Genomic DNA, 12,133 nt, shown 5'->3' with positions numbered 1-12,133 from the left:
ACCTTCCTTCGAAAATGAAAAAACCGCGCGCCATGGAATACGGTTTGCGGTTCGTCGAAGGACCACGCTCCCTAACGCCGGCATTATCCGGATCAGGTTCGACGGGTTGCCCGCGCGCGACTGGCGAAAACGGCGCGCGGACTCTCAGCAAAAGCACCCCTGGCGGTTATGGCGGGAGAGCATATTCCCATGTGTCCCGCTTGTCAATGGGGGCGGTTGTTGCCGCCGGCCGGCAGGGGTTATAGTCGATATATGGGAAGCGTCGGACGAAAAGACAGGACGGGAAGGTGGGCCGGGCGCGGCGCGGCGGCGCTGTTCCTGCTGCTGGCGGCCGGGTGCGCCCCCGCGTCCCGGACGCTGGTGAGCGCGGGGGGCGACGTCCGCGCGTGTCCCCCCCGCGAGGAAAGCGCATGCATCGCAGGAGCGCGGGCGGCGGGCTACGTCGAGCAGGAGCAGATCGGCGTGGTCGGCATCACGGTCGCCGAATCGGCCGAGCCGGGGAAGGGGTTGAGGATCCTCAAGGTGGTGCCGGGGTCACCGGCCGCCGCGTCCGGGGTCGCGGCGGGAGATTACCTGGTGCGGATCAAGGGGCAGCCGGTGCGGGGCAGGCGCGAGGCGCGGATGCTCATGTTCGGCCGGGCCGGCACGAAGGTGGAATTCACGGTGCGGCGGGGAATTCGGGTCGAGACGGTGAAGGTGGAACGCGTGCCCGCCGGGAAGATGGGCGGTCAGGGGAGGTGAATCTCTCCGCCGTCGCGGTCGAGCGTGTTCAGGTAAAGCTGGACCAGTTTGTTGAGCGGCTCGCGGAAGAGAGCGGTTTCCCAGGCGCGCCGGGCGTCGTTCTTCCGCCCGAGCAGATAGTTGATGATTCCCTCCTGCACGAGCGCGGTCACGTTCTCGGGATGCTCGGCGATGACGCGGCCCGTTTCGACGAGCGCGTCCTCGAGGCGTCCCGCCTCCCGGAGGGCGGTCGCCAGCCGGATGCGCAGGTCGGGGAATCCCGGCGCGACCGTCAGCGCCTGCCGATATTCCCGGATGGCGTCGTCGTGCTGGCCGAGCGCCATGTATAGTTCTCCGAGCTCGGCGTGCAGGTTCGCGATCCTGCCGCGGAAAAGGTTGCCTTGGGCGGACGGCTCCTCGGCGGGCGCCGAAATGGAGGCGTTGGCGCGGCGGTAGGCATCCTTTGCCTCCTCGTAGCGCCCCAACTCGTTGAGCGTGATCGAGAGCGACAGCAGCGCCTCGGTGTAGGAGGGGTTGAGGACGAGCGCCTGCTCGAAGCATGCGATCGCCCGTTCGAAGTCGCCCCACTGGTGGTGGATGAGCCCCAAAGTGTGATGGAGGTCGGCGTAGGCGGCGCCCCCGTCGACGGCCTCCCGCAGCAGCCGCTCTGCGCGCGGGAAATCCTTCTCTTCGAAGGCGCGCTTTCCCATCATGATCAGGGTGGACAGGTCGCTGCTCATTTCTTGCCTCCCGGGAAGGCGGGGAACCGCTTGGCGAGGTCGGCGCGGATCGTCGCGGCGTCGGAGGATTTCCCCTGCCGGTCGAGTGCATCGGCCTGGAGCGAGAGGAGTACCGGCGTCGCGGGGACGTCGGGATAATCGGCCGCAGCCCGCATGGCGCGCAACGCGGCGCTTTCGGGGAGCTTCCGCTTCAGGTAATGCCGGACGACCAGCACCTCGTGCTCGGCGAGACGGCCACGCAGCGTCCGGATCTGCCCGCTCGCGACGGCGGCACGCGGCCCGGCCGGCTCCTTCTGCAGGAACTGCCCGTAGGCGCGGATCGCCTCGACGGTCTTGACCTGGTCGCGGCCGGGATCGGCCGCTTCGCGGCCCAGCAGCTCGCCTTTCCGGTAGAGGGCGTATGGGACGTTGTCGTCGGAAGGGTAGAGCCGCAGGAAATCGTCGAACGCGGCCTCGGCCTCGATGTCGTCGCCCCGTTCCATGCGGGCGTCGGCCAGGCAGAGCTGCGCGCGGGAGGCGATCGGCGAAGCGGGGTATTTCTCGAGCATGACCTGGAAATGCTCGGCCGCGGCCCGGTAAGATTTTTGAGAATAAAAGCGGCTCCCCCGCGCGAAGATCTCGGCGTCGGGCAGCTTGGTCTGGCGGGTGATCTTTTCGGAGCAGCCGGCCTGGGCGAAAACGAGCAGAGCCAGGAGCGGCGTGAAGACGGCGAGGAAGTGCGTTCGGCGCATGGGCTGACGGTAGTATAGCCATGGCGGATTGTCAACGTTCCGCCCCGCGTCATCCTTGACAATTCCCACTGATAACAAATAACTTGAATAAAGTAGTTGATATCGGCTGACCTGGGGGGAATTCCACGCAATGAGGATCGAACTGGTCTCTGGAGATATCGTCCGCCGGAAGGCGGACCTGCTGGCCTTGGGACTCTTCGAGGGAGCGAAAAAAACGTCCGGCGCTTCTGCGACGATCGACACCGCGTTGGGCGGCGCCGTCTCGGCTGCGATCGCCGACGGCGACTTCAAGGGCGAACTCGGCGAGACGCTGCTGATGAGGCCCGGGAAGGGGATCGCCTCCCCCCGGCTGCTTCTCGTCGGGCTGGGGAGGAAGGACCGTTTCACAGCCGACCACGTGCGACAGGCGATGCTGCCCATCCTGCGGGCAGCGAAGAAATGCAAGGCGAAAACGGTCGCGACGCTCCTCAACGGCGCGGGGGAGGGCGGGGTCGATCCCGCATCCTGCGCACGGTTCACTGCTCTGGGGGCTGTCCTTTCGGCGTACGAATACGACCTTTACAAGCCCGAGAAGGCGCACCGGGTCGAGCGGCTGGTCGTCGTCGCTTCCGATGCGAAGACGGTGTCCGCCGCGTCGGCGGCGCTGGAGAAGGGCGTCCTTCTCGGCGAATCGATCAACTGGGGGCGTGACCTCGTCGCCGCCCCGCCTGCCGACATGCGGCCGGATGACCTCGCCCGCGCGGCGAAAACGCTCGCCGGCGGCAAGGTGAGCGTGACGGTCCACGGACGGAAAGAGCTCGAGAAGATGAAGGCGGGCGGCATCCTGGCGGTCGGCCGTGGCAGCGAGATCCCCCCGCGCCTGATCGTCGCCGAGTACCGGGGAGGGAAGAAGGGGGCGCCCTGGATCGCCCTGGTCGGCAAGGGCGTCACGTTCGACACCGGCGGCATCTCCCTCAAGAAGCCCGACGGGATGGACAAGATGAAGTACGACATGGCGGGCGCCGCCGCGATGCTGTCGACGCTCCGGGCCGCCGCCGCGCTCGCGATCCCGCTGAACGTCGTGGCGATCGTGCCGGCCGTCGAGAACATGCCCTCGGGCACCGCCTACCGTCCGGGTGATGTACTGAGGGCCATGTCGGGCAAGACGATCGAGGTGCTCTCGACCGACGCGGAGGGACGGCTGATCCTGGCCGACGCGCTCACCTACGCCCGCGGGCAGTACGCCCCTGCCGAGATGATCGACGCCGCGACGCTGACGGGCGCCTGCGTCGTCGCGCTGGGCAGCGTCTCGATGGGGCTCATGGGCAACGACGCGGGGCTCGTCGAAAAATTGAAGGATGCCTCCGCCGCCAGCGGCGAAAAGGCGTGGGAGCTGCCGCTCCACGAGGAATATTTCGAGCAGATCAAGAGCGACATCGGCGAGATCAAGAACACCGGAGGGCCGGAGGCGGGCACGATCACGGCCGGGTGCTTCCTCAAGGAGTTCGCCGGCGACACGCCGTGGGCCCACTTCGACATCGCGGGCGTCGCCTGGCGCGAAAAGGACCGGATGGGGTACGCACCCGGGCCGACCTGCGCCCCGGTGCGTCTCCTCGTCGAGCACCTCGAGCGCTCCGCGGCTCGCCGGTAGACGGCGCCGTTTCCAGGAGACCGCAAAGATGAGCGGGCCCGCCGACATTCCCCCGATTTTCGACCTGCCCTCCCTGGAGGAGCGCCAGGAGCCCGATTACACGACCTGCCCGTTCTGCACGATGCAGATGGCGCCCAATCTGCCGGTCTGCCCGCACTGCCATTCCCGGAACCCGGCGGTGCGCGAGTTCCGCGAGCTGCTCGTGGAACCCGAGCGATTCCCGGCGGTCAAGGCGTTCTTTCGCCGGAACTGGCAGGCGGTCGCGCTGGGCGCGGCGATCGCGCTGGCGTTCCTGGTCGCAGCCATCGTCTACTACGGCTGGGCCGGTCACCGTCTGGTCGTCGTCGGTAATCCGTCCTTCCACATGAAGGTCGACTACAAGATCGAGGACGGCATGCTGATCCTCGACGGGACCATCCGCAACCTGGGAGAGGACGTCCCCGACCTGTCGCTCAAGTCGATCCGGGTGACCGCGACCTTCGAACTCGAAGGCGGGCGCAAGCGGATCGAATCGGTCTTTCCCCGATCCCGGGACCGGGGAGAGGGCTCCCTGCTCCGCGGCGAGACCGGGACCTTCCGGTTTACGGTCCCCGAGAAAGAGGTCGAGGAGGCCACCCTGTCCTCCGAGGTCATCGACCTGACGTGCGGCCAGCCGAGCCAGCGATGCGAAAATCCTCCGGTCGCCCGAACCCGGAAAAAATCCCGCTGATCCGCCTTCGCGTTTCCGGGCAGCGGGGGCTTCGCCCGCCCGCCACCTGGTCCCGCAGCCAAGCCAGGTCGTCCATCGTGTCGATATCCCGCTCCTCCGCCAGCAGCGACCAGGCCATCCCCCGTTTACGGCACCGTTCCGTGACGGTCGACAGCACCGATCCGGTGCTCCAGGCCACGCCCTTCCCGAAGATCTCCCCCGGGTCCGAAACAAAGCCGGCGAGGTAAAAACCGCCATCGGAGGTCGGCCCGAAGACGGCCTCCGCCCCGTCGCGCAGCTCGCGAAACGCCTGACGGATCCGGCGGGGCGAGAGGGCCGGGCAATCCGCGCCCACGACGGCCACGCGCCGCGCGCCTTCCGCGAACGCCGCCCCGATCGCATGCGACATCCGTTCACCGAGGTCGGCGCCCTGTTGCCGATCGGCCCGGAAGACGTCGAACGGCTCGCGGCCGAAGTACGGTGCGGATTCGCGCGGCGAGAAAAAGACGCGGCATCGGATTCCGGGAGGCGAGGCGAGACAGGCGGCCGTATCCCATAGCATCCCCTCGTAGAGCGAAGAGGCCTCTTCGGATGAGAGCGGGGGGGAAAGACGCGTCTTGACCCGTCCCGCCACCGGCGCCTTGGCCATGAGGACCACGGTTTCCATTCCGCCATGATACACGTCGCGATTGCCTCGAATCCCGTTTCGGTCTAGATTGGGGCCATTCCATGCAAAAGGGCGAATCATCATGGGGAAAAACGCTCTCGCGCCATTTCTGGCTGCACTCATTGCCGTTGCGGCGATTCAGGGGCCTGTCGCCTTCGCAGGCGATTCCGGGGAGGTCCTCAATCCTCAGGCGCGCATGACGCGGGTCGACACCCTGTTCAAGGAAGGCGGCGAGGCAGGCGCAACCGGCATCACGATTTTCCTGCGCGATCCCGACCCGGATGTCCGTACGCACGCGATGACCCGACTCGTGGACCTGGGCAAGAGCGCCGTACCGCCGCTTATCGCCATCGTCGACCAGGAGGATATCCGCTGGTTGGTCAGCGGTGCGTTGATCAATATCGGGTCCCCCGCGGTTCCCGCCACGATCGAGGCGCTCGACAACGCGTCGCCGGCGGTCCGCCGCAATTCGCTGTTCATCCTTCGCCAGCTCGAGGCGAGCGAGGCGCTCCCGGCGATCCGCAAGGCGCTCTCGGATCCCGACCGTACCGTGCAGACCCAGGCGATCCAGGCGGTCGCCCAGTTCGGCGGGGAAGAGGGGCTCCAGGCGATCCGGGACAAGATCGAAAGCGACAGCCCGACGGTGCGCGACGCGGCCGTGGCCGCCCTGCCCAGGTTCGGCCCCTCCGGGATCACGACACTGACCTCGCTCATGGCCTACGGAAGCCCCGACGTCCGCTCCGCGGCCATGCGGGAGATCGGGATGCTGGGAACGCCCGAGACGCGCTCCCTCATCCGGAAGGGGCTCACCGACCCTTCCCCCGCGGTGCGTTTCTACGCCACCGAGGCGCTTGGGGATACGAACGACCCCGAGGTGCTTCCCGATATCGCGACCCGGTTCGACGATCCCGACGCGACCGTTCGCGAGGCGGCGAGCGAAGCCGCATCCCGGATGGTGCAGGCGGCCCAGCCGATCCTGTTCCGCTTCCTGCGGGAGGGGAATGCGAACCAGAAGATCAGCGCGACGGTCACGCTCCGGAAGGCCCGCCACCGCCCCGCCGTCCGGCTTCTCTCCGAGGCGATGCGCGACCGGACGCCCGAGGTCAAGGTCTCGGCCGTCGCGGCCTTGATGGCCATCGCCGATCCCGCGTCGGTCGAGGACCTGGTCAACGGCCTGGGAGACCCCGAGGTCCGCTGGATTTGTGTGATGGCGCTCCGAAAGTTCGGGGAGACGAACCTGCGCCCGCTGCTTCGGCGCGGCAGCGATCCGCTCATGAACCACTGGAAGCAGTATGTCCTCGACGGCATGGGCAACCGGATCCTCGAGGGCTGCCTCGATTCCCTCGATACCGAAGAGAACACCGACGTGCGGATCGCCACCGTCTGTTCGATGCGACAGATCAAGGACACTCGGGCCGTTTATCCGCTGATCGCGATGCTCGGCGACGAGAAGCTGGGCTACCTGGCCGCTTCCGTGCTCGGGCAGATGGGGGAGATCGCGGTCGAGCCGCTGATCGCCGTCCTCAAGGACGAGAACGCCGCCAAGCGGGCGCGTGCGGCGTCCGCCCTCGGCGAGATCGGATTGAGCCGGGTCGTCAAGCCGCTCCGCGACCTGCTGCGCGACACCGATCCGGAAGTCCGGCAAGCGGCCCAGCGGGCGGTTCAGAAGATGTCGGGGGAAGATGGCCCCGCGTTGCAATGACGGTACTTTTATATTAGAATACCGCGTTTATTTACTGTTCAGTCCCGAGAGGAGCGTCATGAAAGAGAAGCCGAACAACGTGCTCAATATCGGCCTGCCCAAGGGCAGCCTGCAGGATTCCACCTTCCACCTGTTCAAGAAGGCGGGCTACAACATCACCGTCGGGTCGCGCAGCTACTTCCCGAGCATCGACGACGCAGAGCTTTCCGGCATGCTGATCCGCGCCCAGGAAATGGCCCGCTACGTCCAGGACGGCATTCTCGACGTCGGCCTGACCGGCCGCGACTGGGTGCTCGAGAACAACGCCAAGGTCAAGGAAGTGTGCACGCTCAACTATGCCAAGGGCGGGCTTCGGCCGGTCCGCTGGGTGGTCGCGGTTCCCAACGACTCGCCAATCAAGAAGGTCGAAGACCTCGACGGCAAGCGGGTCGCCACCGAGTTGGTGCAGTTCACCCGCCGCTACCTCAAGGAAAAGGGGCTCGACGTCCTGGTCGAGTTTTCCTGGGGGGCGACCGAGGTCAAGCCGCCGCGCCTGGCCGACGCCATCGTCGAGCTGACCGAGACCGGCAGCTCGCTGCGCGCCAACAACCTGCGCATCGTCGAGACGATCCTCGAATCCACAACGCTGCTCATCGCCAACAAGGAATCCTGGAAAGATCCCTGGAAGCGGCAGAAGATCGAGACGCTCGCGATGCTGCTCAACGGCGCACTGGCAGCCGAAGAGAAAGTGGGCCTCAAGATGAACGTCAACCGCAACGACCTCGACGGGATCCTCAAGGTGCTGCCATCGATGCAGAACCCGACCATCTCCTCGCTCTCCGAGGCGGGCTGGTTCAGCATCGAGGTCATCGTCGACGAAAAGATCGTGCGCGACCTGATTCCCGTGCTCAAGAAAGAGGGCGCCTCGGGCATCGTCGAGTACCCACTCAACAAGGTGATCGCATAGACGCAGCCGGAAGTGTTCGCTTGGGCGAGGTGCTCCAGGGCGTCCTCGCCGGCCGGGGCGGGGCCGACCTGTCCACCGATCCGGTCGAGTTCGCGCACCGGTACAAAAATCCGGAAGACATCGAGGCCGCGGCGTTCGCCGCGGCCTCGTTCGCTTTCGGCGGCGTGCCGCAGATCCGGGCCTTCCTCGAGCGGCTCTTCGCCGTCCTGTCCCCCTCCCCGCACGCTGCGCTGACCGCGCATCGGCCGCTTCCCGCGTCCCGTACCGCGTCGCTTAGGCACCGGTTCATCTCGCCCGCGGGAGTCCACCGGTTCCTGCGTGCGATGCGCTCGGCCTACCTTGGGCACGGCACCCTCGAGCGGCTTTATGCCGCCGGGATGCGCGAGGGGGATGCGCGCGGCAACCTGGCCCGGTTCCTCGCGTTCTTCCGGTCGAGCTGGGGCGACGATCTCCCGCGGGAGCGCAACTTCCTCTTTCCCGATCCGGCGCTCGGGAGCGCCTGCAAGCGGCACCACCTGTTCCTCCGCTGGATGGTGCGCCCGGGAGACGGCGTCGACCTGGGCGTCTGGACTTCGGTGCCCCCATCGGGGCTGATCGTCCCGGTCGACACCCACATGGCGCGCCTGGCGCGTTGTCTCGGGCTCACGCAGCGCACGACAGCCGACTGGCGGGCGGCCGAGGAGATCACCGAGGCGTTTCGCGCCGTTTGCCCTGCCGACCCGGTCCGTTTCGACTATGCTCTCACCCGGATCGGCATCATGGGCGACTGCACCGCGAGGCGCGTCGGGGATTGCACCCGGTGTCCGCTTGCGCCGCTCTGCCGGCGCGCCCGGGGGGCGGAGGGGGCGGGAAAATGATATTGCCGTCCTGTCCCCCACGCGATAGATTTGAACCTCGACCACTATCGGGATTTCGGGGGCGGCATGGCTGAGCGCAAGGTCAAGATCGGGACGCTTCTCATCAAGGCCGGCGTGATTCGCGACGATCAGCTTCAGGACGCCCTCAAGAGCCAGAGCCAGCTCGGGGGAACGCTGGGCGAGAACCTGATCCGGATGGGGTACGTGACCGAGGACGCGCTGCTGGCCGCGCTCTCCGAGCAGATGGGGCTTCAGCACATCAACCTCAACAAGATCGAGGTGCCCGTTTCCATCCAGAAACTGATCAAGTTCGAGACCGTGCGGCTTCGCCGCGTGCTCCCGATCGGCTTCGAGGGGAAGATGCTCGTGGTGGGGATGGTCGACCCGACCGACCTGACGGCCCTTTCCGACATCGAGTTCCAGTCGGGCCACAGCACCAAGCCGGTCGTTCTGCCGTCGATCCAGTTCGAGCAGGCGCTCGCCTTCTTCAACAAGCATGAATACGGCATGGTCCCGCTCGTTCTCCAAGGCGAGCATCCCGTGCGCAGCGTCAAGCTCGACAGCAACCTGGCCAGCTTCCTCTCGGCGCTGGTGACCTGGAAGGGGCAGGACCTCCACCTGTCGGCGGGAGCGGTTCCCTCGATCCGGATCGACAACGAGCTCCGGCGGCTCAACCTGCCGGCGGTCAAGCCGGGCGAGATCGAAGAGATGATCTTCGGCATCCTGTCTCCCGACCAGAAGGAGATCTTCAACCGGCTGCTCGAGCTCGACTTCGCCTATTCCCTCGAAGGGGTAGGCCGCTTCCGCTGCAACGTCTACCGCCAGCGACATTCGATCGGGTTCACTGCGCGCCACGTCGCCGAGAACGTTCCGACGGCCGCCGAACTGGGCCTCCCCGACTTCCTGCGCGAATTCGCCCTGAAGACGCAAGGGCTCATCCTCGTCACGGGCCCCAACGGGCACGGCAAGTCCACGACGCTCGCTTATATGATCGACGTCATCAACCGGGAGCGGAAGGCCAACGTCATCTCGATCGAGGACCCGATCGAATTCACGCACAAGCACAAGAACTCGAACATCAACCAGCGCGAGGTCGGCACGGACACCCGCTCCTTCGCCGAGGGGCTGCGCCACATCTTCCGGCAGAACCCCGACGTGATCGTCATCGGCGAGCTGCGCGACTACGAGAGCATGTCGATCGCGATCTCGGCGGCCGAGACGGGGCACCTCGTGATGGCCACGCTCCACTCCAACAACGCGACCTCGGCGGTCGACCGGCTGATCGACTGCTTCCCGGGCAACCAGCAGTCGCAGGTCCGCGCCCAGCTCGCCGACTGCCTCCAGCTCGTGTTCTCCCAGCGGCTGCTCCAGCGCGCGAGCGGCGCAGGCCGTGTCCTTGCGTGGGAAAAGATGACCAGCTCGGTCAGGGTGCGCAACGCCATCCGCGAAGGCAAGGTACACATGCTGCGCAACATGATGCAGTCCAACATCGACGAGATGACCAGCATCGACTGGACGCTCGCCGACCTCGTCGCCGCCGGTCGGGTCCGCTACGACGAGGCGATCAAGTACGCCGACAACAGTTCCTACCTCAATGACCTGCTCAAGGTGCGTGGAGCCCTCAAATGATCGGGAAGAAGATTCGTATCGAACGCATCATGGACCGCCGGACCCGCCGGACCGTCATCGTCCCGATGGACCACGGGGTGACCGTCGGCCCGATCCCGGGCCTCAAACAGATTCCCCCCGCGGCCAACCTCATTGCCGAGGGCGGGGCCAACGCCGTCGTCCTGCACCGGGGCGCCGCCATGTTCGGCCACCGGGGCTACGGCCCCGATCTCGGCTTCATCCTGCACCTTTCCGGCAGCACCAGCATGTCGCCCGACGCCAACCGGAAGGTGCTGGTCGCCGGCGTCGAGGATGCGCTGCGGATGGGCGCCGACGCGGTCTCGATCCACGTCAACCTGGGGGCCGAGGACGAAGCGCAGATGCTGCACGATTTCGGCCGCGTCTCGTCCGACTGCTTCCGCTGGGGCATGCCGCTCCTGGCCATGATCTACACGCGCGGGCCCCGGATCGACGACGAGTTCGAGGTGCACAGGATCGCGCACGCCGCGCGCGTGGGCGCCGAGATGGGCGCCGACCTGGTCAAGGTGGGCTACACGGGCTCGCCCGAGACGTTCCGGGAAGTCGTCGAGGGATGCGCGGTGCCCGTGCTCATCGCGGGCGGCGAAAAGATGGAGAGCGACGAGGACGTCCTCCGGATGGTCAAGGATTCGATCGACGTGGGCGGGGCGGGCGCTTCCATCGGCCGCAACGTGTTCCAGCATGGCACGCCGGCCGCGATGGTCCGCGCGATCGCGGCCATCGTCCATCTCGACGCCTCCGTCGAGGACGCGCTATCCATCCTGTCAGGCGGTGTCGGCCCTTCATGAGCCATCGCATCCTCTGGGCCCGGATCGATCCCTGGGACAAGGAGATGGCCATCGCGGCGCTCGAGTCGGGCGTCTCGACGCTCTGGCTGCCGGATGGATGCGCCCCGTTGGCGCGCGAGCTGGGCCGCGTCACCGTCGTCGCCGCCGACGGCGACCTGGCCGAGGGCCGCGATTTCCACACGGCCGGCATCGAGACCGCCGCCGACGAGGCACGCATCGCTGCCTCGCCCGAGGGGGCGCTCTGGGTGGTCCGCCCGTCGGGCCGCGAGATCATCCCGCTCGAAAACCTGGTGGCGTGGCGGCGGCGCATCCTGGTCGAGGCGCGCACGACCGACGAAATCTCCCTTTATCTTGGCGTCCTCGAGAAGGGCGTCGCCGGCCTGGTGCTTCGCGCCGACAGTCCCGAGGCGATGCGGAAGCTCGCATCGGCCGCACTGGCCGAACCCGAGCGGATCCCGCTTGTCGAGGCACGGGTGACCGCGATCGAGCTTTTGGGCGTCGGCGACCGCGTGTGCGTCGATACCTGTTCCCTCATCGCGGGGAGCAAGGGGATGCTGGTCGGGAACTCGAGCGCCGGCCTGTTCCTGGTTTGCGCCGAGAACATCGCCAACCCCTACGTCCTCCCCCGGCCGTTCCGGGTCAATGCCGGCGCGGTCCACTCTTATTGCCGCGTCGGGGGCGGGAAGACGGCCTACTTGTCCGAGCTCGCCGCGGGCAACGAGCTTCTGCTGGTCGACGAGCAGGGAATCTGCGAGACGGCGACCGTCGGCCGTGCGAAAATAGAAAGAAGACCGCTGCTCTTGATCCGGGCGAAGACGCCATCAGGGCGCGAGCACACCGTGATCCTCCAGAACGCCGAGACGATCCGCGTGGTGGGGGAAGGCGGGAAGGCGGTCTCGGTCGCGGCGCTGGCGGCGGGCGACACGGTGCTTGTCGCCGAAGAGGCTGCCGGGCGCCACTTCGGCGTCGCGGTCGAAGAGTCGATCCGGGAAAACTGAGGGGGGCGCTGCCCCCGAT

General features: G+C 67.0%; 12 protein-coding genes and 1 riboswitch. Of the genes, 9 read left to right on the top strand and 3 right to left on the bottom strand.

Annotation, left to right across the window (positions count from 1 at the left end; all coding sequences use genetic code 11):
• Positions 1-50 precede the first annotated feature (50 nt).
• Positions 51-171: riboswitch (TPP riboswitch) on the bottom strand.
• A gap of 81 nt (positions 172-252) precedes the next feature.
• The gene (locus tag VGK27_10180; protein ID HEY3490470.1) at positions 253-741 is read left to right on the top strand and encodes a PDZ domain-containing protein; all 489 of its coding nucleotides are present in this window, start codon (positions 253-255) and stop codon (positions 739-741) included.
• On the opposite strand, the gene VGK27_10175 is transcribed toward VGK27_10180, so the two are convergent.
• Both VGK27_10175 and bamD read right to left on the bottom strand, forming a co-directional pair.
• Entirely contained in the window at positions 729-1,460 is a 732-nt protein-coding gene (locus tag VGK27_10175) for a tetratricopeptide repeat protein (GenBank protein ID HEY3490469.1), read from the bottom strand. The genes VGK27_10180 and VGK27_10175 overlap by 13 nt on opposite strands.
• Positions 1,457-2,191: an outer membrane protein assembly factor BamD gene (bamD, locus tag VGK27_10170; protein HEY3490468.1), complete on the bottom strand. Its 735-nt coding sequence runs from the start codon at positions 2,189-2,191 to the stop codon at positions 1,457-1,459. Before bamD ends, VGK27_10175 begins: the two co-directional genes overlap by 4 nt.
• Before the next feature lie 130 nt (positions 2,192-2,321).
• On the opposite strand from bamD, the gene VGK27_10165 reads away from it, so the two are divergent.
• Together VGK27_10165 and VGK27_10160 are read left to right on the top strand one after the other, a co-directional pair.
• A complete protein-coding gene (locus VGK27_10165; protein HEY3490467.1) occupies positions 2,322-3,821 on the top strand; it encodes a leucyl aminopeptidase in 1,500 nt (499 codons plus the stop codon).
• Positions 3,822-3,849: 28 nt separating this feature from the next.
• Positions 3,850-4,530, top strand: a complete 681-nt coding sequence (locus tag VGK27_10160) for a hypothetical protein (GenBank protein HEY3490466.1) — start codon at positions 3,850-3,852, stop codon at positions 4,528-4,530.
• Here the strand turns inward: VGK27_10160 and VGK27_10155 are convergent.
• A complete protein-coding gene (locus tag VGK27_10155) occupies positions 4,451-5,176 on the bottom strand; it encodes a TIGR04282 family arsenosugar biosynthesis glycosyltransferase (protein ID HEY3490465.1) in 726 nt (241 codons plus the stop codon). The two genes, VGK27_10160 and VGK27_10155, sit on opposite strands and share 80 nt — an antisense overlap.
• An 82-nt stretch (positions 5,177-5,258) precedes the next feature.
• On the opposite strand from VGK27_10155, the gene VGK27_10150 reads away from it, so the two are divergent.
• From VGK27_10150 to VGK27_10125, 6 genes are all read left to right on the top strand, one after another.
• The gene (locus VGK27_10150; GenBank protein HEY3490464.1) at positions 5,259-6,878 is read left to right on the top strand and encodes a HEAT repeat domain-containing protein; all 1,620 of its coding nucleotides are present in this window, start codon (positions 5,259-5,261) and stop codon (positions 6,876-6,878) included.
• A gap of 58 nt (positions 6,879-6,936) precedes the next feature.
• Positions 6,937-7,824 carry an ATP phosphoribosyltransferase gene (gene hisG, locus VGK27_10145; protein ID HEY3490463.1) on the top strand — a complete coding sequence of 296 codons (888 nt, stop codon included), beginning with the start codon at positions 6,937-6,939 and terminating at the stop codon, positions 7,822-7,824.
• Positions 7,825-7,853: 29 nt separating this feature from the next.
• Positions 7,854-8,681, top strand: coding sequence for a TIGR02757 family protein (locus VGK27_10140; protein ID HEY3490462.1), 828 nt, complete (start codon positions 7,854-7,856; stop codon positions 8,679-8,681).
• A 66-nt stretch (positions 8,682-8,747) separates the two neighbouring features.
• Positions 8,748-10,310, top strand: a complete 1,563-nt coding sequence (locus tag VGK27_10135; GenBank protein ID HEY3490461.1) for a PilT/PilU family type 4a pilus ATPase — start codon at positions 8,748-8,750, stop codon at positions 10,308-10,310.
• Complete coding sequence (locus VGK27_10130; protein HEY3490460.1) at positions 10,307-11,116, top strand: 2-amino-3,7-dideoxy-D-threo-hept-6-ulosonate synthase; 810 nt, start codon at positions 10,307-10,309, stop codon at positions 11,114-11,116. The genes VGK27_10135 and VGK27_10130 overlap by 4 nt, the downstream gene beginning before the upstream one ends.
• On the top strand, positions 11,113-12,114 hold the full coding sequence (locus VGK27_10125) for a 3-dehydroquinate synthase II (protein HEY3490459.1): 1,002 nt from the start codon (positions 11,113-11,115) through the stop codon (positions 12,112-12,114). Before VGK27_10130 ends, VGK27_10125 begins: the two co-directional genes overlap by 4 nt.
• Positions 12,115-12,133 lie beyond the last annotated feature (19 nt).

This window comes from Candidatus Deferrimicrobiaceae bacterium, assembly GCA_036504035.1.
GTDB lineage: Bacteria > Desulfobacterota > Deferrimicrobia > Deferrimicrobiales > Deferrimicrobiaceae > JANXPS01.
This window is presented reverse-complemented; position numbering and strand designations above follow the sequence as displayed.